This is a genomic window from Methylobacterium sp. AC832, from assembly GCF_979256025.1.
Genome location: NZ_CEEDMV010000002.1, coordinates 620,059 through 640,676, shown reverse-complemented (window position 1 = coordinate 640,676; position 20,618 = coordinate 620,059). Strand labels below are relative to the sequence as shown.

The window sequence follows — 20,618 nt, the reverse complement described above, 5'->3', positions numbered from 1 at the left end:
CGTCCCGCGCGATCCCCAGGTGCGGCAGCGAAGCGAGCGCCTCGACGGAGGCCGCCGGGGAACGCCGAGCGTCGAGGCCTCCAGGGAACGCCGCGCGTCATGGAGGCCTCGTCGGTCCCTCAGGATGAGGTCGCGAGACGGAATGGGTTCCGTCGATTCCTACGCCGGAGTCCGCTTCTCGACGATCGTCGTCTCGATGATCGTGTCCGGCTCGTAGAGCCAGCGCGCCATTGCCCCGGCCATCACGGCACCGAGCACCGGTGCCAGCCAGAACAGCCAGAGCTGGCCCATCGCCTCGGCCCCCGCGAACAGGGCCGGACCGGTGCTACGCGCAGGATTGACGGAGGTGTTGGTGATCGGGATCGAGATGAGGTGGATCAGCACCAGGGCAAAGCCGATGGGAATACCGGCAAATCCGGTGGCGGCGCCCTTCGATGTCGTCCCGATGATGATGAACAGGAAGAAGAAGGTCGCGAGAACCTCCACGAGGAAGCAGGAGAGCAATCCATACTTCCCTGGACTCAGGTCGCCGTAGCCGTTCGAGGCGAAGCCGTTAGGCATCCATCCGGCCTTGCCGGAGGCGATGAGGTAGAGCACGCCGGCACCGAACACGGCCCCGACGATCTGCGCGACGATGTAGGGAATCACATGATGGTCGGCGCAACGCCCGGCGGACCATAGGCCGACGGTGACGGCGGGATTGAAATGGCCACCCGAGATATGGCCCACGGCGTAGGCCATCGTCAGGACCGTGAGACCGAAGGCGAAGGCCACCCCGAGAAATCCGATCCCCAATTCGGGATAGGCCGCGGAAAAGACGGCTGCGCCGCAGCCACCGAATGTCAGCCAGAATGTTCCAAAAAACTCAGCGGTCGCTCGCCGGATCGTATCATGCGTCATGACAATCTCCGCCCAAATGCAAAGGGGCGACAATCCGGTATTCAGGACCGAAGAATCGACCCGATAATCAATATTCGCACGGATAGACTAGTTTTCATCCAGAAACTTCGCAATCACCAATTCCGTGCTACCGAGACCATAACCCGGTGTTGTCTCGCCTCCGTATCCGGAAACCCGGCGCGGCCCCATTCCTCTCGTATGCTGGATGACTTGCCGGCTCGGAGCACGTCCGTGTGACTCATGGACTTGCCCTGTCGACCTCGCTATGGGCGGCGACGGTCGGCGGAATGACCGATGGGGAGGCTGGAACGTGGTCGAGACAAATGTGGTCGACACCCATGCCGCCGCGCGAGAGGCGATTTTCGCCTTCATCGTTGGCCGCAACCCCGGCCTCGCGCCAGGGGCCATCACGGGCGAGACGTCCCTCGTCACCAGCGATGCCCTCGATTCCATCGGCGTGCTCGATCTGATGATGGAGCTCGGCGACCGGTTCGGCTTCGAGATCGAGGACGACGCGTTCGAACTCACGCATTTCGAAAGCATCGACGCGCTGGCCGCCTTCGTCGACGCCAAGCGGGCTGAGGCACAGCGTTAGGATATGTCGGCGCCCGCACTGCTGCACGACCTCCTCGACGGATCGGCATTTGCGCCCGAGCGGACCGCCCTCGTCGCCGGCACCGAACGGCTGAGCTATGGCGGGATGCGGGCCGGGGTGGATGATCTCGCAGTACGTTTGAGGAGCCAGGGCGCGGAGCCCGGCGACCGCATCGCGATCCTGCTTCCGAAATCCTTTGCCGAATGTACGGCGATCTTCGCCATCAGCCGGATCGGGGCGGTGTTCGTGCCGATCCATCCGAGCCTGCGCCCGCGTCAGGTGGCGCATATCCTAGCCGATTGCGGTGCGCGGCTCCTCATCACCGACGCGACCTTGCTCTCGGCCCTCGATCTGCCCCCCTCGAACGTTCCACCCTCAACGGGGGAGGGAGGGGTTCCCGAATTCCCGATCATCGTCCGGCTGCAACCGGAATCCGTGACATCGCCGCCGCCCGGCCTCGCCGCGATCCTCTACACGTCCGGCTCCACCGGTCTGCCGAAGGGCGTGATGCTCAGCCATGCCAATCTCCTGGCCGGCACCCGGATCGTGCGCACTTACCTGGCGATCACGGCGGACGACCGCATCCTCTCCGTGCTGCCGTTCTCGTTCGATTACGGCCTCAACCAGCTGCTCACGAGCGTCGAGCAGGGCGCGTGCCTCGTCCTGCTGGAATTCCGCTTCGGAGACGAGGTGGTGGGTGCGCTGGAACGGCATCGGATCACCGTGCTCGCCGGCGTCCCCACCCTCTGGACCCTGCTGACCCGCGCGGCACCGAGACTGGGAAAGGCCGATCTTTCGAGCCTGCGGTTGATCACCAATTCCGGCGGAGCGGTGCCGCTGGAGACGGTTTCGAGGCTGCGCAAGGCGCTGCCGCAGACCGGGATCGTACTCATGTACGGCCTCACCGAGGCTTTCCGCTCCACCTTCCTTCCCCCGGAGGAATTGGAGATCCGGCCGGGCTCCATGGGCCGCGCCATCCCCGAGACCGAGATCTTTGCGGTGACGGCGGAGGGAGAGCGGAGCCGGCCCCAAGAGCCGGGCATCCTGCACCATCGCGGGCCCACCGTGTCCCTCGGCTACTGGAACCGGCCCGAGGACACCGCCAGGGTGCTCGTGCCTGACCCGCGCTTTCCGGAGGACGGAACCCTCGTCTGCCGCTCGGGCGACCTCGTCGTGGAAGATGAGGACGGTTACTTTCGCTTCCTCGGCCGCGAGGACGCGATGATCAAGAGCGCCGGGTTCCGCGTCAGCCCCACCGAAGTCGAGGAGGCGCTGATGGAAACCGGGGCCTTCCGGGCCGTGGCGGTCATCGGCCTGCCGGATGCCGCGCTCGGTCAACGCATCCATGCGGTGGCGGTGCCGACGGAGGGCGGCCCTGCCCAAGCCGAGGTGCTGCAGGACGTGCGGCGGAGCCTTCCCCCGCACATGGTCCCGCGTGCCGTCGAGAGCGTCCCGGCCCTGCCGACGACGCCGAACGGTAAGGTCGATTACAAGCGCCTCGTGGCGGAACGGACGAGCTATGTCTGACACGGCCGGCGATAGCCTCGCGGATCGCCTCGTGGCGGCACATTTCCCCCGGTCTGACGGTGTGCTCCGGGTGGGCGGGCTCGACCTGCGCGACCTCGCCGAGGCTCACGGCACGCCACTCTTCGTCTACGATGCCGACCTTCTGAGACGGGCCTATCGCGACCTCGCCGATGCGGTCTCGGGCTTCGCCGTCGTCGATTATTCGGTGAAGGCCAATCCGGCACCCGAGGTGATCCGGGTTTTCCGCGACGAGGGAGCGGGGGCCGAGATCGCCTCCGGCGCGGAATTCGCCGCGTCCTGGGCGGCCGGCGTCGAACCTCGACACATCCTGTTCGCCGGGCCGGGTAAGAGCGATTTCGACATCGAGGCCACCGTCGCCGGTGGGATCGGCGAGATCCATCTGGAGAACAGCGAGGAGATGCGGCGCGTGGCCGAGGCCGCCGGGCGCCACGGCGTCGTTCAGCGCGTGGCGATCCGGATCAATCCGGGGCCCGACGCGCAGGGGGGCGCCATGCGGATGGGCGGCAAACCCTCGCCCTTCGGCTTCGACGAAGAGGAACTGGATGCGATCGTCGATGCGGTGGAGGCCGAGCCGCGCCTGCACCTGTCCGGCATCCACCTCTTTGCCGGGACGCAAGGGCTCGTCGCCGCGACGCTCCTGTCCCAATGGGCCTATGGATTGTCGCTGGCGGCGCGAGTCGCGGACCGGATCGCGCGCCCGCTGGACACGATCGACCTCGGTGGCGGCCTCGGCATCCCCTATTTCTCCACCGACACGCAGCTGGACCTCGCCGCCATCCGGGACGGCATTCCAGCGCTGATCGCCCGTGTGAAGTCAGATCCTCGGCTCAGGGAGGCGCGGATCATGCTCGAACCCGGACGGTTCCTCGCCGGGCCGGCCGGGCTCTACGTGGCGCGAGTGCGAGCGGTGAAAGTCTCGCGGGGCAGCCGCTTCGTCATCACCGATGGGGGCATGCACCACCATCTCGCCGCCTCCGGCAATCTCGGACAGGTGGTCAAGCGCGATTATCCTGTCGCCGTCGTGGTGGACCGGGGCGGGCCACGCTCGCCCTGCGCCGTCGTCGGCCCGCTCTGCACGCCCCTAGACATGCTCGCCCGCGCCACAGCGCTGCCGGACCTCGCGGCAGGAGACCTCATCGCCGTGCTGCAATCGGGCGCCTACGGCCTGACGGCGAGCCCCACGGGCTTTCTCAGCCACCCGCGCCCGGTGGAGCTCCTCGTGGATGGCGGCGCGGCACGGGAGATCGGCGGAGCACTGAGGACGGACTGACGCTCCCGTCCTCCGTACGGATGAGATCGTTTCAGACTGAGGGGGTTTGGCAAGAGAACGGAAACCCTCACAGCCTTAACGTCCCCTCGCGAAAGCTACGTGACGGTCGGAGGCTCGTCGTGGGGCATCCGACTTCGGGAGCTGTGTGGGGCGCTCGTCGCCCCGATGACGTTCGAATGCGGTGCGGGAGGTAGCCCGGTTGAAAGGCGGCGGCACGATCAGGCGGAAATCCACCAAGCTCGAATTCCTCGAGCACATCGCCGCCAGCACGCACACGGGAAGGAGCGATTTCCCCACGGTCATGACGAGCGACGAATACGCCCGCGACCACGTGCTGATGATCTGCGAATCCCTGCAACTCGGCCTGACCCGCCTGTATCGCGACCGGGATGGATACGGCTACGAGGTGCGCATCACCCGCGCCGGCCGGCTCCTGGCAAAGGGCGACATCGAAGCGGCAGCGGCCGTCCTCGATTCCAACACCAGCGTCATGCGCCTCGCCGGCGAACCACCTGAGGGCGCGCTCGGCACCCTGCTGGCGCCAGGCAGCAAAGGGATCTCGCTGTTCGGGATCGCGGCCCGGCAATACGCGCCCGAAATGATACGGGGCGTCGCAACCGGGCATCTTTCCGTCTCGGACGGCATCATCCAGGCATCCAAGGAGACCGCGACCGGACCCAGCTGGGGCGGGTGGCGCGAGATCGGCGGGAGCGCCCGGCCTTTGCGCGAAGGGGAAACGACCTCGGTCCTGCCGTCGAGCCGCTCGACGCGCCATGTCTTCGCGCGAAAACCGTAGCGTTCCGTTCGACCACGGGGCGAAGGCCGGCACCTCTCCGTGACGTGCCAGCCCTTTGAGCTTCGACCCCTTCAGGCCTTGCGCTCCGTGAAGTCGCGGAAAGCCTCCAGCGTCTCGGCGCTCACGTGATGCTCGATTCCTTCGGCATCGCGCCGCGCGGTCTCGGCGCTGACGCCGAGGGCACAGAGAAAATGCTCGACGATCCGATGGCGCTCGCGGCTCTGGACCGCGAGCATGCGCCCGCTCTCGGTGAGGAACACGCCGCGATAGGGGCGCTGCTGGACGAGGCCGTCCTCGGCCAGGCGTTTCAGCATCTTGGCGACGGTGGGCTGGGCGACGCCGAGGCGTGCGGCGATATCGACCTGCCGCGCCTCGCCGCCATCACCGATGAGATCGGCGATCAACTCCACGTAATCTTCGACGAGTTCGAGGCGGCGCGCCTCGCGTGCCTGCCGGAAGCTCTCCACATGGACGTCCGGATCGACCAGAGGGGCGTCGGGCATGGATCGCGACGAATCCTGCATGATGCCGGGCACCCCTTGCTTCATCGGTGTCACGGACACGGACCATTCCGTTCCCGAGCCGTGTTTAGCCAAGGCCGGCCCCCGAGGGGAGCCCTAAACCGGGCCGTGACGCCCCTGCGCGCAGATGAGCGACGAATTCCCGGGCGAAAACCGGTAGCGCTTCGAGGGATCGCAGGCAGATGGTGAGGTCGCGCGCCGCCCATGGGTCGAGGAGCGGCACGATATCGAGGCCCATCGAGCGCGCGGCGCGCCGGGCGGTGGTTTCGGGGACGATCCCGAGCCCGACGCCGCATTCCACCAGCCGGCACACCGCATCGAAGCCGCGCAGCTGGACACGCAGCCGCATGAGCGGGCGCCCGGTGCGCATGGCCTTGTCGGCGAGGAAGCGGGTGATGGCGCTCGCCCGATCGAGGCCGACAAGGTCGTAATCCAGCACATCGGCGAACAGCACGCCGTCCCGCTCCCCCAGCGGATGGCCGGAGGGCAGCACCGCCACGAACCTGTCCTGGCGGAACGGATGGGTCTCCAGGGTGCCGGTATCCACCGTGCCGGAGACGATGCCGAGATCGGCGGCTCCCTCCGCCACGAGACCGACGATCTCGTCCGAGGTCCGCTCGACGATATCGACGCTGACGCCGGTATGGAGAGCGAGGTAGGCGCTCAGGGCTTCCGGCAGGAACTCGGTCAGCGCGTGGGTGTTCGACAGAACCTTGATCTGGCCGATCGCGCCGCCGGCATAGGCGGCGAGATCGCCCTGCATCCGGTCGATCCCCTCCAGCAGGGAACGGGCATGGGCGAGGAGTGCCCGCCCGGCCGGCGTCAGGACGACGCCCTGGCGGCTCCTGCTGAGGAGTGCCGCCCCGAGGGAAACCTCCATCGCCCGGATCCGGCTCGACGCGGCGGCGAGCGCCAGGTTCGCCCGGGCCGCCCCATGCGTGATCGACCCCGCCTCGGCCACGTGGCGAAACAGGCCGAGATCGACGAGGTCGAAACGCATCATCGGGCAAACCCGGCGAAAGGAGGCCACATTGGAAACACATCCTTAACCCTGTGACGCGATGCTCGAAACATGGTGGTTCGTCGTCGCGTCCGTTCCGTTCTCATGCCGCTCGGCCTCTACGCCGTGTCCGCGCTCGTGGTCGGATATTTCGTTCATCAGGCCGAGAGCGGCAATCGCGGCTTGGAGGCCAAGCGCGCGCTCAAGATCCAGGCCTATGGGTTGAAGCAGGAGCTCACGGCCGCCAAGGCGGACCGGGCGATCTGGGAACACCGGGTGGCCCTCCTGCGCAGCGACCAGATCGACCGCGATCTCCTCGAGGAACGTGCCCGCATCGTGCTGGGGCGCGTCCACGCGAACGATGTCGTCATCATCAACCCATGATCGTGTTTGTCCCGTCGCATTCCGCCTGACAACTCCGACGATCTGTCGACTGGACGGCCTCGCTTTCCGGAAAACCCTGTCCTAGAAACGGTTCAGAATAGCCGTTCACGGGAGGAAAGCCGATGGATGCCGCCAACGAAGCGGGGCAGGCGAAAGCCGATTCGGCCAAGGGTTCGGCTCAGTTGGGTACGGGGGCCGGCAACGCTCCGGAGCACGCCCCCGCGCCGAACACACCACAATTCACGCGTGAAGAAGACCTCCACGCCTATCACGAAATGCTGCTGATCCGGCGCTTCGAGGAAAAGGCGGGCCAGCTCTACGGCATGGGCCTGATCGGTGGGTTCTGCCACCTCTATATCGGCCAGGAAGCCGTCGTGATCGGCATGCAGATGGCCTCGGTCGAAGGCGACCAGACCATCACCGGATACCGCGACCACGGCCACATGCTCGCCTGCGGCATGGACCCGAAGGGCGTGATGGCCGAGCTGACCGGCCGCCGCGGCGGGTATTCCCGCGGCAAGGGCGGCTCGATGCACATGTTCTCCAAAGAGAAGCAGTTCTTCGGTGGCCACGGCATCGTCGGCGCCCAGGTCTCCCTCGGAACCGGCCTCGGTTTCGCCGACGCCTACAGGAAGAACGGCAAAGTCAGCCTGACCTATATGGGCGACGGCGCCGCCAACCAGGGCCAGGTCTACGAGAGCTTCAACATGGCCCAGCTCTGGAAGCTGCCCGTGGTCTACGTGATTGAAAACAACCGCTATGCCATGGGCACGTCGGTGGCACGCGCCTCGGCGCAGACCGATTTCTCCAGGCGCGGCATCTCCTTCGGCATCCCCGGCGAGCAGGTCGACGGCATGGACGTCCGCACCGTCCGTGAGGCGGCGAGCCGGGCGGTGGAGCATGCCCGCTCCGGCCAGGGACCCTACATCCTCGAGATGCAGACCTACCGCTATCGTGGCCACTCGATGTCCGATCCGGCCAAGTACCGGACCAAGGACGAAGTCTCCAAGATGCGCGACGAGCACGACCCGATCGAGATGGTGCGCAAGCGCCTGATCGAGATGCACGGGGTGCCGGAAGCCGATCTCAAGGCCACGGACGCCAAGGTCCGCGAGACCGTCAACGACGCGGCCGAGTTCGCCACGCACGATCCCGAGCCGGATCCGTCCGAGCTCTGGACCGACATCCTGCTGGAAGCCCGCGCCTAAGACAGGCCTCGCGACGCTCCCCGAGCCGGGGCATCCCCCTGCCATGACGGCACGGGGGAGAGCCGCAGCGAGGGACCGAGAAGCCGCTGCTTCCTCTCCAGAAGGCCGCCCGCCAACCTACGGATAAAAAACCTCATGGCGACCGACATCCTGATGCCCGCGCTGTCTCCGACGATGGAGGAAGGCAAGCTCGCCAAGTGGCTCAAGAAGGAGGGCGACCCGGTCAAATCCGGCGATGTCCTCGCCGAGATCGAGACCGACAAGGCGACGATGGAAGTCGAGGCAATCGACGAAGGCGTCCTCGCCAAGATCCTCATCGAGGAAGGCACCGAGGGCGTGAAGGTGAACACGCCGATCGCCATCATCGCCGGTGAAGGCGAGGACGTAGCCGCAGCGGCGGCGGGCGGCGGTTCGAAGCCGGAGGCTTCGGCCCCGGCACAATCGGCACCGACGCCGACCATGCAGGCCGAAGGCCAGGCCTCTGCGCCGGCCGCCACGGCGAAATCGGGCGACGACAAGCCGAACGCTCCCGCCGCCCCGGCCGTCATCACCAACAAGGCCCCCGCGCCGGTGATGGAGGAATTCCCGGCCGGCACCGAAATGGTCACCATGACCGTGCGCGAGTCGCTCCGCGACGCCATGGCCGAGGAGATGCGCCGCGAGGATTCGGTCTTCGTGATGGGTGAGGAAGTCGCCGAGTACCAGGGCGCCTACAAGGTGACCCAGGGCCTGCTGCAGGAATTCGGCGCCCGCCGGGTGGTCGATACGCCGATCACCGAGCACGGCTTCGCCGGCATCGCGGCCGGTGCCGCCTTCACCGGCCTGCGGCCCATCGTCGAGTTCATGACCTTCAACTTCGCCATGCAGGCGATCGACCACATCATCAACTCGGCGGCCAAGACCCTCTACATGTCCGGCGGCCAGCTCGGCTGTCCCATCGTGTTCCGTGGCCCCAACGGTGCCGCCGCCCGCGTCGGCGCCCAGCACAGCCACGATTACTCCGCCTGGTACTCCAACGTGCCCGGCCTCAAGGTGATCGCGCCCTATACGGCCTCCGACGCCAAGGGCCTGCTCAAGGCCGCGATCCGCGACCCGAACCCGGTGATCTTCCTCGAGAACGAAATCCTCTACGGCCAGAGCTTCCCGGTGCCGAAGCTCGACGATTTCGTGCTTCCCATCGGCAAGGCGCGCATCCACCGCACCGGCAAGGACGTGACCATCGTCTCCTTCTCCATCGGCATGACCTATGCGCTGAAGGCGGCGCAGGCCCTGGCCGAGGAGGGCATCGACGCGGAGGTCATCGACCTGCGTACGCTCCGCCCGATGGATACCGACACGATCGTGGAATCGGTGAAGAAGACCGGCCGCTGCGTCACGGTGGAGGAGGGCTTCCCGCAATCGGGCATCGGCGCCGAGATCATCGCCCGTCTCATGGCCGATGCCTTCGACTTCCTCGACGCCCCGGTCCTGCGGGTCACCGGCAAGGATGTCCCGATGCCCTACGCCGCCAATCTCGAGAAACTCGCCTTGCCCAACGTGGCCGAAGTGATCCAGGCGGTGAAGGCGGTCTGCTATCGCTGAGCCTACCGCGCCAACTTCCCTCCCCCTTGTGGGGAGGGATCGAGGGTGGGGGTGCTTCCGCCAGCCTCCGCACGTCGAGGGTCGCCCAACCACCCCCACCTCAAACTCCTCCCCACAAGGGGGAGGAGAGTAGAGCAGCACCATGACCGACAAGTTCCAGGAACTCTCCGCTCCCCCCGACGCCCTGAACAATGGTGGCATCGAGGTGGTGCGTGCCAGCGTGGTGGACGGCGCGGTGAGCGTGGCCCTGCGTCGCTCATTCGACGATCCCTATACCTGGGGCCGTCTTCTCATCGACCTCGCGCGCCAGGCCGCCCGGGTCTACGCGCTTGAGACCGAGATGTCGGAGGAAGAGGCGTTCGATCGCATCCGCGCCGGCCTCGATTCCGAGAGCTTCGACCCCGACCTGCCGCCCGGCGGCACACTCAACTGAACGCCCCGCCACGCCCATCCGCTGACGATCAGGATTCATAACGATGCCCATCAACGTCCTGATGCCCGCCCTGTCGCCGACGATGGAGAAGGGCAACCTCGCCAAGTGGCTGAAGAAGGAGGGCGACGCGGTCAAATCCGGCGACGTCCTCGCCGAGATCGAGACCGACAAGGCCACGATGGAAGTCGAGGCCATCGACGAGGGCATCCTTGCCAAGATCGTCGTGGCCGAGGGCACCGCCGACGTGCCGGTGAACGATCTCATCGCCATCATCGCCTCCGAGGGTGAGGACCCGAAGACCGTCGGGGCTTCGGGCGACGGCGGCGCAAAAGCGGAGGCTCCCAAGGCAGACGCTCCGAAGAGCGACACGCCCGCACTGAACACCACCCCCGGCGACGGCCACAAATCCTACGCGCGAGTCGACGCGGCGCCGGACGGAGCCAAGCCGGATGCCGCGCCCCAAGCAGGGCAGGGCGGCCGCATCGTCGCCTCGCCGCTGGCGCGCCGCATCGCCAAGCTCGAAGGCATCGACCTGTCCGCCGTCTCGGGCTCCGGCCCGCATGGCCGCGTGATCGAGCGCGACGTCCGCGCCGCCATCGCCAGCGGCTCGGCCAAGGCCGGCGCACCGAAGGCAGCCGCCCCCGCCGCAGCGCCGGCGGCCGCTCCGGCTCCCGCTGCGCCAGCGCCCGCACCAAAGGCCGCCGCACAGGGGCTGACCACCGATCAGGTGCGCGGCTTCTACCAGAAGGGCACGTTCGAGGAGGTTCCCCTCGACGGCATGCGGAAGACCATCGCCAAGCGCCTCACCGAGGCGATGCAGGTGGCCCCCCACTTCTACCTCACGGTGGATTGCGAGCTCGACGCGCTGATGGCCCTGCGCGAACAGCTCAACAAGAGCGCCGGCACCACCAAGGACGGCAAGCCGCTGTTCAAGCTTTCGGTGAACGACTTCGTCATCAAGGCGATGGGCCTCGCACTGATGCGGGTTCCCGCCGCCAACGCGGTCTGGGCCGAGGACCGGATCCTGCGCTTCAACAATGCCGAGGTCGGCGTCGCCGTCGCCATCGACGGCGGGTTGTTCACCCCGGTGATCCGCAAGGCCGACCAGAAGACGCTTTCCACCATCTCGAACGAGATGAAGGACTTTGCCGGCCGGGCGCGGGCCAAGAAGCTGAAGCCGGAAGAGTACCAGGGCGGCGTCACCTCGGTGTCGAACCTCGGCATGTTCGGCATCAAGCACTTCACGGCGGTGATCAACCCGCCGCAATCCTCGATCCTGGCGGTGGGTGCGGGCGAGAAGCGCGTCGTGGTGAAGGACGGCGCCCCGGCGGTGGTCCAGGTGATGACCGCCACGTTGTCCTGCGACCACCGTGTGCTCGACGGGGCGCTCGGCGCCGAACTCATCTCGGCGTTCAAGAGCCTGATCGAGAACCCGATGGGGATGCTGGTCTAGTCTTTCGGACCAGACTGAACGAGCCCTCCTCCCCTTGTGGGGAGGAGTTGGAGGTGGGGGTGACTGGGTGACCCACTGCGGAATCCGGCGGAGCCACCCCCACCCTCGATCCCTCCCCACAAGGGGGAGGGAGGTGCGCGAGCTAGGTGGGGTTCACGGGAGGCGACAGCCGATGCCATGGAAGGAACCGCCTCGGCACTCTGTCTCTCCACGCGCCACACTGAATGCGAAGACCCTGCGCCGGACATCGACAGATGCGGAGAGGCGATTGTGGCGGCACCTGAGGCACTGCCTGCCGATCGAAGGCTCGCATTTCCGTCGCCAGATTGCCCTCGGTCCTTACGTCGCTGATTTCTGTTGTCTGTCCGCGCGCATGATCGTCGAAGTCGATGGCGGGCAGCATAGCCACGAACACATGGCCGCTTACGATGAAACCCGCACGCTCGCTCTCGAAGAGAGAGGTTTCCGCGTTCTCAGATTCACCAATGCAGACGTCATGCTGCGGATCGACACCGTCCTCGAGACGATATTCGCCGCACTCTCCGACCCGTCGTTACCTGTCCTGCCCGAGACAGGATTGGCAACGCCGAGGGGTCAATCGGCACCCTACCCGTTCCATCCGGCACCACCCCCACCTCCTACCTCCTCCCCGCAAGGGGGAGGAGAGACCGCGGAGTCCTGAATGTCCAACACCTACGACATCCTCGTCATCGGCGCCGGCCCCGGGGGCTACGTCGCCGCGATCCGGGCGGCGCAGCTCGGGTTCAAGACCGCGGTGGTGGACCGCGAGCATCTCGGCGGCATCTGCCTGAACTGGGGCTGCATCCCCACGAAGGCGCTGCTGCGCTCGGCCGAGATCTACCATTACATGCAGCACGCTTCCGATTACGGGTTGTCGGCGGAGAAAGTCGGGTTCGACACGGCCGCCATCGTCAAGCGCTCGCGCGGCGTCTCGACCCGGCTCAACGGCGGCGTCGGCATGCTGCTCAAGAAGAACAAGGTCGATGTGATCTGGGGCGAGGCCACCATCGAGGCCGCCGCCAAGGGCAACGAGCCCGGCAAGGTCACGGTGAAGGAGACGAGCCGCGCGCCCGCGCCGAAGGGTGCGCTCGCCGCCGGCTCCTATTCGGCCAAGCACATCATCGTCGCCACGGGCGCCCGCCCACGCGCGATCCCGGGCATCGAGCCGGACAGACAACAGATCTGGACCTATTACGAGGCCATGGTGCCGGAGACGATGCCGAAGAGCCTGCTCGTCATGGGCTCGGGCGCCATCGGCATCGAGTTCGCCTCGTTCTACCGCACCATGGGTGCCGAGGTGACGGTGATCGAACTGCTGCCGCAGATCCTGCCGGTGGAGGATGCCGAGATCGCCGGCCTCGCCCGCAAGCGCTTCGAGAAGCAGGGCATCAAGATCCTCACCGGCGCCAAGGTGACGAAGGTGGAGAAGGCGGCAGATTCCGTCACCGCTACCATCGAGACCACGGACGGCAAGAGCCAGCAGCTGACGGCGGAGAAGCTGATCTCGGCGGTGGGCGTCGTCGGCAACATCGAGAATCTCGGTCTCGAGAAGCTTGGAATCGGCATCGAGCGCGGCATCGTCGTCACCGATGGGCTCGGCAACACCAACGTGCCGGGCATCTACGCCATCGGCGACGTCGCCGGACCGCCGATGCTCGCCCACAAGGCCGAGCACGAAGGCGTGCTCTGCGTCGAGACGATCAAGGGCCTGCACACCCACGCCATGGACAAGGCCAAGATCCCCGGCTGCACCTATTGCCAGCCACAGATCGCCAGCGTCGGCCTCACCGAGGCCAAGGCGAAGGAGCTGGGTTTCTCCGTGAAGGTCGGCCGCTTCCCCTTCGCCGGCAACGGCAAGGCCATCGCGCTCGGCGAGCCGGACGGGCTGGTGAAGACGGTGTTCGACGCCAAGACCGGCCAGCTGCTCGGCGCCCACATGGTGGGAGCGGAAGTCACCGAACTGATCCAGGGTTATGTCGTCGCCATGAACCTGGAGACGACGGAAGAAGACCTGATGCACACGGTCTTCCCGCACCCGACCTTGAGCGAAATGATGCACGAGAGCGTGCTCGACGCCTACGGCAAGGTGATCCACAGCTGAGCCCGGAACATCATCGTGCCGATGTCCACAGGCTTATAACCACCTGGGTAAGGATCCGTTAACCGTCACGGCGTGTTCTGTCTTCGTTCTCAATGCGAGTCGGAGACGGGCCATGCCGAAGACGCTGACCAGGATCAGGAACGAGGGTGAGGCGGAGCCGGGCCTGCACTGTCCGGTGGAGGATATCGCCCAGGCCTATCTGACGAGCACGGCGGGGGATGCGGAGATCGCGCTCCGCTGGGCCATCACCGACGCGCTGTCCGACCTGATGCAGGCCGAACGTCGGGCACGCGAGACCAGCCGGTTGATTTCGCGGGGTTATGTCCGCTCCGCCCTCAGGGGCTGAAGCGCGCGTTAAGCAGAACGCATCGCTTGAAGCGCGCCCCCGCCGGTGCATGTACCCTCGCACCACACCGAGGACGATCATGCGCCGCCGTCTCGCCACCCTCCTGTCCGCCCTTGCCCTCGTGGCGCTGACGCATCCCGCCTCGGCCGAGCTGCGCGTGACCATCGACAAGGAGGCGCAGCGCATGAGTGTCGCGGTGGACGGCGAGACCCGGCATGTCTGGCCGGTCTCCACGGGGCTCGCCCGCTACGACACGCCGAACGGCGCATATCGGCCGTTCCGGATGGAGAAGACGCACTTTTCCCGCGAATGGGACAACGCGCCGATGCCGCACGCGATCTTCTTCACGCCCGCCGGCCACGCGATCCACGCTACCCATCAGACCCGCCATCTCGGCCGCCCGGCCTCGCATGGCTGTGTCCGGCTCTCGCCGCGCAACGCCGCGACTTTGTTCGCGCTGGTGAGGCAGCAGGGGATGGGCGGGACGCGTGTCACCGTCGAGGGCAGCATTCATGCGCCCGTCGCCAACCTCCGTCGGCCCGAACCGCAGCGTGTGGCTCGCTCCTCGGAGCGCGCACGTCGCGTCGTGTCTCAAAGCGCGCGAGACCGGGCGTGGGAGCAGGAAAACTACTACGACGCTCCGGTCACACGTGTGTCTCGCAATCCGCTTGACGAACGTAGTAGGTACGGAACGGTCCTTGTCTACGGCGACGGATACTAGGGAGGGAGAACCCCTCCCTCCCGGTCGTCAGGGACCCGGTTCGGTTTCACTGCGTCTGCGACGCACCGGTCACCCGCCAGATCACCTTCCCCACATCGTCCGACACGAGCAGCGCCCCGGTCTTGTCGAGGATCACGCCCACGGGCCGCCCCTGCGCCTTCTCGTCGGCATCGAGGAAACCTGTGAGCGCCTCGACGGGTTGGCCGGTGGGCTTACCGTCCTTGAAGGGCACATAGATCACCTTGTAGCCGCTCTTCGGGCGGCGGTTCCATGAGCCGTGCTGGGCCACGAAGAGGCCACTCGTCCAGACTTCGGGCAGGGCCGAGCCTTTGGAGAAGGCGATGCCCAGAGACGCGGTGTGGGTGCCCACCGCATAGTCCGGCGCGATGGCCTTGGCGACGAGGTCGGGCTTCTGCGGCGAGACCCGCTCGTCCACATGCTTGCCCCAGTAGCTGTAGGGCCAGCCATAGAAGCCGCCCTCCTTCACCGAGGTGACGTAGTCGGGCACGAGGTCGCTTCCGATCTCGTCACGCTCGTTCACCGCCGTCCAGAGGGCGCCGGTGGTGGGCTCGAAGGCGAGGCCGTTGGGGTTGCGCAGGCCGGTGGCGAACTCGCGCATCTGCTTCGTGCCGACCGTGTATTCCCAGATCGCGGCGCGGCCCACCTCCTTGTCGAGACCGTTCTCGCCGACATTGCTGTTCGAGCCCACGGTGACGAAGAGTTTGGTACCGTCCGGGCTCGCGATGACGTTCTTCGTCCAATGGTGGTTGATGCCGGACGGTAGCTCGACCACCCTCTCGGGCTTCGCGGTGATCTCGGTCTGGCCCTGTGCGTAGGGCACCTTCACCAGGGCATCGGCATTGGCGACGTAGAGATCGCCGCCCACCAAGGCCATGCCGAAGGGCGAGTGCAGGCCGGTGAGGAACATGTGGCGCTCCTCTGCGACCCCGTCGCCGTCCTTGTCGCGCAGGAGCACGATCCGGTCCGGGCTCGGCACGCCGGCGCCGGCCATGCTCTTCACCTTGTCGGCAACCCAGTCGGCGATGCCGGTGGAGGGGTCGTCGGTCTTGGGCTTGTTCGCCTCCGCCACCAGCACATCGCCGTTGGGCAGGAGATACATCCAGCGTGGATGGTCGAACCCGGCCGCATAGGCCGCGACCTGAAGCCCCGCGGCCGGCTTCGGCTTCGCGCCGTTCTCCCAGCGGGCGACGCGGGCGATGTTGACGGTGGGCATCAGCGTGGGGTTCGGCGCGGGGAGGGTGGGGTCGGGTCCTATTCCGGCCGAGGCTTCGAGACTGGCCTTCTCGGGGTAGACGACGAAGCGGAGGAATGCCGCTCCGCCAAGAAGCACTACGCCCAAGGCCGCAAGGCCGAGCTTCGATCGATTCCGCATGGTGGTGACCCTGTATCCGCGCCCGAGCCGGACGCCCTTCGCTCAGATTACATGGGCGAGGTGAGATTTGGCTACGGCAAGGAAGGGATCAGCCTGGGGCGGATCCCCGTCGAGCCACGGTCCGGTTCGTGACGCCATCGGGCTGGGACGGCCTCGGACGAGCGGTCTGCTCGCCCCGCACGGGCGCCCCGGCAAATCCGCCGAAATCCTCGCGGAACTGATCGACGATCTCGCCGGAGGTCTCGATGCAGCGGCCGATGTATTCCGAGAGCGCGGGGGGAGGGGCAAAGCCCTCCGCCAGGAGGCGGGTATTGTCGAAGGTCACGTCGAGTTCGCAGAACCGGTAATAGGCCTGCAGCGCCCGGAACATCGCCACCTTGATCGCCTCGTCCATGCCGAAGACCTCGGTGAAGCGCCTATGAAGGGTCGCCCGGTCGCGGGCGGAGAATTCCTCGTAGTGGCGCGGACCCTCGGCCGGGTCGACGCGATCGAGGGTGCGGCCGAGTTCGCTCCAGCGGGTGCGGCTCACCGTGCCGGCGGAGAGGTGGTAGGTGCCGTGGGCGAGGGCGGGCCTCGCGAGCATCTCCACCAGGGTGTCGGCCACCCAGTCGGTGGGGACGATGTCGACGGTCCCGTCACGTGAGCCGGCTACGAGCCGAAGCCGGTCGCAGGCGCGGATCACCCAGAGGATGCTCGAACCCGGCCGGGCGCCCAGCGTCGAATGGCCGAGCACGATGGAGGGGCGCGCCACCACGAGAGGCAGGTCCGCGAAACCGGCCGCGAGCGACATCTCGGCCGCCGCCTTCGAGGCGCTGTAATGCACGAGATGCGCGGCGTCGGGGTCGGGGTAGCGGGTCTCATCCACCATGGTGGGCGGCTTGCCGCCGCAGATCATCGCCGTGCTCACATGCAGGAAACGGTCGAGCCGCGGCATCCGCGCCGCGCGCCGGGCCAGGGCCAGGGTGCCGTCATGGTTGGTCCGGTGCACCTTCTCCTGCGCCCACCACGAGGTGTCGGCGGCCAGATGCAGAACCTGCGTCACGGAATCGAGACGCGGATCGGCGATCTGGTCGGCCTTGGTGAAATCGCCCGCCACGATCTCCACGCGCTGTGCCATCCGCTGGGCGTTCAGGGCACTCGTGAAGCGGCCGAGACGCGCCGCGATGCGCTGACGCCCGGTCTCCTCGTCGGAGGCGCGCACCAGGCAGACCCATTCGGCATCGGTTTTCGCCACCAGGGCGCGGTGCAGGACAGCACCGCCGATGAGCCCTGTCGCACCTGTCAGAAGAATTCGACTCACAGCACTCGCTCCAAGGACTGCACATCCGGGCGGACGTTTCGGCAGCCCAAAGATAGTTAAGGGATCGTTAACAAGATGCTGACAAGTGTATGGAAATTAATACGTAAAATTTTCCCTAGCTATGCCGGGTTCAGTCGAATCATGGTTAAGAAATATCGTTAATTTTGTATTATATCTTGCGCCGCGAGGCTGACTACGCTCCGGACCGAGGTGCATCCACCCGATTGACCGAGTCTAAACCTGTCATTGCATGACCTGCGTCCATCCACGCGAAGATCGCAGTCTGGGAAAACTCGATATCAGGTCCGCCAGGGCAACTTGCGCCACGCAGCGGGGCATCACAGGTAGGATGCGACGCGGGGCGTCCCCCCGTTCATCGCGAGGAGCAACGACTATGGATGGCGAAGTCTACGGTGCGCTGGGGCAGCCCGGCATGGGATTGTTCATGGCCATCCTCATCGGCGCCCTGGCGGGCTGGCTCGCAGAACAGTTCACCGCCGCGAATATGGGCCTCTTCGCCAACATCGCGATGGGCATCCTCGGCGGCCTGCTGGGGAACTACCTCGCCGCCAAGCTCCACATCCCGATCTACGGCTTCTGGCGCAACCTCATCTCGGCGACCGTGGGCGCAGTCATCATCATCACCATCTACCGGGCGATCCGCGGGCGCGGCATGAGCTACTGACAGGTTCGGCGGATCGTTTCCCGATCGTTTGCGATGCGGTGGCCGAGCCATTACGTTCCGGCCTGAGCACCGGCACGTTGCCGGCGCAGCTTGCCCGGTATGCCATGGCCGTCGTCCTCGATCTCCTGCGAAACGACCAGCGCCCCCGGCACCCGGAAAAGGCGCATCGCCCCGACAACCCGATCCAGCGTAAGCCCGACTGGATCCGGGTGAAGGCACCCGGATCGCCCGGCTGGAACGCCACCCGCGCCATCGTGAAGGAGCACGGCCTCGTCACGGTCTGCGAGGAAGCGGGCTGCCCCAATATCGGCGAGTGCTGGGAGAAGAAGCACGCCACCTTCATGATCATGGGCGACACCTGCACGCGGGCCTGCGCCTTCTGCAACGTGCGCACCGGCCTGCCCAATGCCCTCGACGGGGACGAGCCGGCCAAGATCGCCGATTCGGTGGCCAAGCTCGGCCTGCATCACGTGGTGATCACGTCGGTGGACCGCGACGACCTCGCCGATGGCGGGGCGATGCATTTCTTCCGCACCATCCGGGCCATTCGCGAGCGCAGCCCCGCCACCACGATCGAGGTGCTCACCCCCGATTTCCTCCGCAAGGACGGGGCGCTGGAGCTCGTCGTGGAGGCGCGGCCGGACGTGTTCAACCACAACATGGAGACGGTGCCGGGCAATTACCTCACCGTCCGCCCCGGCGCGCGCTACTTCCATTCGGTGCGGCTGCTGCAGCGGGTGAAGGAGCTCGACCCCACCATCTTCACCAAGTCCGGCATCATGGTCGGCCTCGGCGAGGAGCGGAACGAGATCGTCCAGCTCATGGACGACCTGCGTTCGGCGGATGTGGACTTCCTCACCATCGGCCAGTACCTGCAGCCGACGAAGAAGCACCACGAGGTGAGGCGCTTCGTCCCGCCGGAAGAATTCAAGACCCTTGAAACCACGGCCTATTCCAAGGGTTTCCTCCTCGTCTCGGCGACGCCCCTGACCCGCTCCTCGCACCATGCGGGCGAGGATTTTTCTCGATTGAAGGCCGCCCGGCTCGCTCGGCTCGCGCCTGCCAACGCCTGAGGGCCGATGCCTTCCTTCCGGATCAACCGCGCGGTGCGCCACTCGCCGCAGCAGATGTACGACCTCGTGGCCGATGTGGAACGCTATCCGGAATTCCTGCCGCTCTGTGAATCCCTGCGCGTCCTGCGCCGCCAACCCGGCGCGGACGGGACGGAGATTCTCGTCGCCGAGATGGGGGTGGGCTACAAGGCGATCCGCGAGCGCTTCACCACCCGCGTCACCCTCGATCCGCAGAACCTCAGGATCGTCGCCGAATATATCGATGGGCCGTTCCGGCACCTCGAGAACCGCTGGGGTTTCAAGGAGAAATCTCCCGCCGGCTGTGACGTCGACTTCTTCATCAACTACGAGTTCAAGAGCCGCACCCTCGGCCTCCTCATGGGAACGATGTTCGACCGCGCCTTCCGCAAGTTCACCGATGCGTTCGAGGGCAGGGCGGACCGGGTGTACGGCGCCGCCTGACGCGCCGGTGCCCGTTCTCTGACGGGCTACTGGATCCACACATCTGCTTGACGGCCGTTTCTCTACTTATGAGGGGTCGACATGAGGCGCGACGGGCACCCTCTTCTGGAAAGAGAGGGCTGGGGTGAGGTGTGGTCCACATCCGGATAGGTCATACACCTCACCCTGTCCCTCTCCTTCCGGGCAGGGAGATCGCATATGCCGATTTGCTCGTCGAAAATCGAATCGCAGCACCCCGTCATCCCGGGGCCGCGCAGCGGAGCCCGGAATCCAGAAACACAGGCGGTGCAGGACTTTGCACCGTCGGCGGCTCTGGATTGCACGCCTCTGGCGCGGCCCTCCGGGTCCGGGCTCGCCTCTGGCGACCCGGAATGACGGCGTGGTGCCATATGCAATCGCCCCGCCTTCCAGGAGAGCGGACCCGATCAACCCGCGAGATGTGTGGCACCGTCGCTTAACGGGACAAGCGGACAATGCCGCGCGGGGCCCTAGATACCGAGGCGCAGCGCCACCGGAGAACACCCCGTGAGACCGATCCCGATTCTCGCCCTCGCCCTCGCCTTGAATGCCGGCCTCTCCGGTTTCGCTATGGCGGACCAGCCCGGCGCAGACTGGCTGCCGATCGATCAGGTCAAGAAGGCGCTGATGGCCGAGGGCTACACCGAGATCTCGAAGCTCGAGGCCGATGACGGCCATTGGGACGGCGAGGGCATCAAGAACGGCCAAAAGATGAAGTTCGATGCCGATCCGAAGACGGGCGCGATCCTCGGCGAAGTCGCCGATTGAGAGCCGGCTTGATCGGATGTCTCAGCGGATGACGAGACCGA

The 20,618-nt window shown here is 66.5% G+C and carries 22 protein-coding genes; 17 read left to right on the top strand and 5 right to left on the bottom strand.

The window, feature by feature from the left end:
* Window positions 1-159 precede the first annotated feature (159 nt).
* Window positions 160-900 (bottom strand): aquaporin Z, encoded by a 741-nt coding sequence (gene aqpZ / locus AC0IXR_RS10165; protein WP_419952449.1) that lies wholly within the window; start codon window positions 898-900, stop codon window positions 160-162.
* Window positions 901-1,210: 310 nt separating this feature from the next.
* Between aqpZ and AC0IXR_RS10160 the strand changes: the two genes are divergently transcribed.
* The 4 genes from AC0IXR_RS10160 to AC0IXR_RS10145 all read left to right on the top strand — a co-directional run bounded on the left by AC0IXR_RS10160 (window position 1,211) and on the right by AC0IXR_RS10145 (window position 5,109).
* Complete coding sequence (locus tag AC0IXR_RS10160; protein WP_244477963.1) at window positions 1,211-1,495, top strand: acyl carrier protein; 285 nt, start codon at window positions 1,211-1,213, stop codon at window positions 1,493-1,495.
* 3 nt (window positions 1,496-1,498) lie between these two features.
* Window positions 1,499-3,022 (top strand): AMP-binding protein, encoded by a 1,524-nt coding sequence (locus AC0IXR_RS10155; protein ID WP_471760606.1) that lies wholly within the window; start codon window positions 1,499-1,501, stop codon window positions 3,020-3,022.
* A complete protein-coding gene (locus AC0IXR_RS10150; protein ID WP_471760605.1) occupies window positions 3,015-4,313 on the top strand; it encodes a type III PLP-dependent enzyme in 1,299 nt (432 codons plus the stop codon). Before AC0IXR_RS10155 ends, AC0IXR_RS10150 begins: the two co-directional genes overlap by 8 nt.
* A gap of 181 nt (window positions 4,314-4,494) precedes the next feature.
* A complete protein-coding gene (locus tag AC0IXR_RS10145; RefSeq protein ID WP_471760604.1) occupies window positions 4,495-5,109 on the top strand; it encodes a hypothetical protein in 615 nt (204 codons plus the stop codon).
* A gap of 71 nt (window positions 5,110-5,180) precedes the next feature.
* Here the strand turns inward: AC0IXR_RS10145 and mntR are convergent, their stop codons facing one another.
* Together mntR and AC0IXR_RS10135 are read right to left on the bottom strand one after the other, a co-directional pair.
* Complete coding sequence (gene mntR, locus AC0IXR_RS10140) at window positions 5,181-5,633, bottom strand: manganese-binding transcriptional regulator MntR (RefSeq protein ID WP_056433737.1); 453 nt, start codon at window positions 5,631-5,633, stop codon at window positions 5,181-5,183.
* Window positions 5,634-5,697: 64 nt separating this feature from the next.
* The gene (locus AC0IXR_RS10135; protein ID WP_420604500.1) at window positions 5,698-6,633 is read right to left on the bottom strand and encodes a LysR family transcriptional regulator; all 936 of its coding nucleotides are present in this window, start codon (window positions 6,631-6,633) and stop codon (window positions 5,698-5,700) included.
* Between the two features lie 69 nt (window positions 6,634-6,702).
* Between AC0IXR_RS10135 and AC0IXR_RS10130 the strand changes: the two genes are divergently transcribed.
* The 9 genes from AC0IXR_RS10130 (at window position 6,703) to AC0IXR_RS10090 (ending at window position 14,878) form a co-directional block, all read left to right on the top strand.
* Window positions 6,703-7,014, top strand: a complete 312-nt coding sequence (locus tag AC0IXR_RS10130) for an FtsB family cell division protein (protein WP_056433401.1) — start codon at window positions 6,703-6,705, stop codon at window positions 7,012-7,014.
* Between the two features lie 122 nt (window positions 7,015-7,136).
* Window positions 7,137-8,222, top strand: coding sequence for a pyruvate dehydrogenase (acetyl-transferring) E1 component subunit alpha (gene pdhA / locus AC0IXR_RS10125; RefSeq protein ID WP_311273969.1), 1,086 nt, complete (start codon window positions 7,137-7,139; stop codon window positions 8,220-8,222).
* Window positions 8,223-8,357: 135 nt separating this feature from the next.
* Window positions 8,358-9,803: a pyruvate dehydrogenase complex E1 component subunit beta gene (locus AC0IXR_RS10120; protein WP_471760603.1), complete on the top strand. Its 1,446-nt coding sequence runs from the start codon at window positions 8,358-8,360 to the stop codon at window positions 9,801-9,803.
* Window positions 9,804-9,945: 142 nt separating this feature from the next.
* Window positions 9,946-10,236, top strand: coding sequence for a DUF5076 domain-containing protein (locus AC0IXR_RS10115; protein WP_471760602.1), 291 nt, complete (start codon window positions 9,946-9,948; stop codon window positions 10,234-10,236).
* 43 nt (window positions 10,237-10,279) lie between these two features.
* Entirely contained in the window at window positions 10,280-11,689 is a 1,410-nt protein-coding gene (locus tag AC0IXR_RS10110; protein ID WP_428406046.1) for a pyruvate dehydrogenase complex dihydrolipoamide acetyltransferase, read from the top strand.
* Window positions 11,690-11,861: 172 nt separating this feature from the next.
* A complete protein-coding gene (locus tag AC0IXR_RS10105; protein ID WP_471760601.1) occupies window positions 11,862-12,371 on the top strand; it encodes an endonuclease domain-containing protein in 510 nt (169 codons plus the stop codon).
* Window positions 12,372-13,811, top strand: coding sequence for a dihydrolipoyl dehydrogenase (gene lpdA, locus AC0IXR_RS10100; protein WP_471760600.1), 1,440 nt, complete (start codon window positions 12,372-12,374; stop codon window positions 13,809-13,811).
* Between the two features lie 112 nt (window positions 13,812-13,923).
* The gene (locus tag AC0IXR_RS10095) at window positions 13,924-14,157 is read left to right on the top strand and encodes a hypothetical protein (RefSeq protein ID WP_471760599.1); all 234 of its coding nucleotides are present in this window, start codon (window positions 13,924-13,926) and stop codon (window positions 14,155-14,157) included.
* Window positions 14,158-14,236: 79 nt separating this feature from the next.
* Window positions 14,237-14,878, top strand: a complete 642-nt coding sequence (locus AC0IXR_RS10090; RefSeq protein ID WP_471760598.1) for a L,D-transpeptidase — start codon at window positions 14,237-14,239, stop codon at window positions 14,876-14,878.
* A gap of 46 nt (window positions 14,879-14,924) precedes the next feature.
* Here the strand turns inward: AC0IXR_RS10090 and AC0IXR_RS10085 are convergent, their stop codons facing one another.
* A complete protein-coding gene (locus AC0IXR_RS10085) occupies window positions 14,925-16,271 on the bottom strand; it encodes a PQQ-dependent sugar dehydrogenase (protein WP_471760597.1) in 1,347 nt (448 codons plus the stop codon).
* A gap of 88 nt (window positions 16,272-16,359) precedes the next feature.
* Window positions 16,360-17,571: an SDR family oxidoreductase gene (locus AC0IXR_RS10080; RefSeq protein WP_471760596.1), complete on the bottom strand. Its 1,212-nt coding sequence runs from the start codon at window positions 17,569-17,571 to the stop codon at window positions 16,360-16,362.
* Between the two features lie 394 nt (window positions 17,572-17,965).
* On the opposite strand from AC0IXR_RS10080, the gene AC0IXR_RS10075 reads away from it, so the two are divergent.
* The 4 genes from AC0IXR_RS10075 to AC0IXR_RS10060 all read left to right on the top strand — a co-directional run bounded on the left by AC0IXR_RS10075 (window position 17,966) and on the right by AC0IXR_RS10060 (window position 20,577).
* Window positions 17,966-18,256, top strand: a complete 291-nt coding sequence (locus AC0IXR_RS10075) for a GlsB/YeaQ/YmgE family stress response membrane protein (RefSeq protein WP_056433378.1) — start codon at window positions 17,966-17,968, stop codon at window positions 18,254-18,256.
* A gap of 104 nt (window positions 18,257-18,360) precedes the next feature.
* On the top strand, window positions 18,361-19,329 hold the full coding sequence (gene lipA / locus AC0IXR_RS10070) for a lipoyl synthase (protein ID WP_311274100.1): 969 nt from the start codon (window positions 18,361-18,363) through the stop codon (window positions 19,327-19,329).
* Window positions 19,330-19,335: 6 nt separating this feature from the next.
* Window positions 19,336-19,791: a type II toxin-antitoxin system RatA family toxin gene (locus tag AC0IXR_RS10065; protein ID WP_207411439.1), complete on the top strand. Its 456-nt coding sequence runs from the start codon at window positions 19,336-19,338 to the stop codon at window positions 19,789-19,791.
* A 525-nt stretch (window positions 19,792-20,316) separates the two neighbouring features.
* Window positions 20,317-20,577: a PepSY domain-containing protein gene (locus AC0IXR_RS10060; RefSeq protein ID WP_471760595.1), complete on the top strand. Its 261-nt coding sequence runs from the start codon at window positions 20,317-20,319 to the stop codon at window positions 20,575-20,577.
* Window positions 20,578-20,618: the final 41 nt, after the last annotated feature.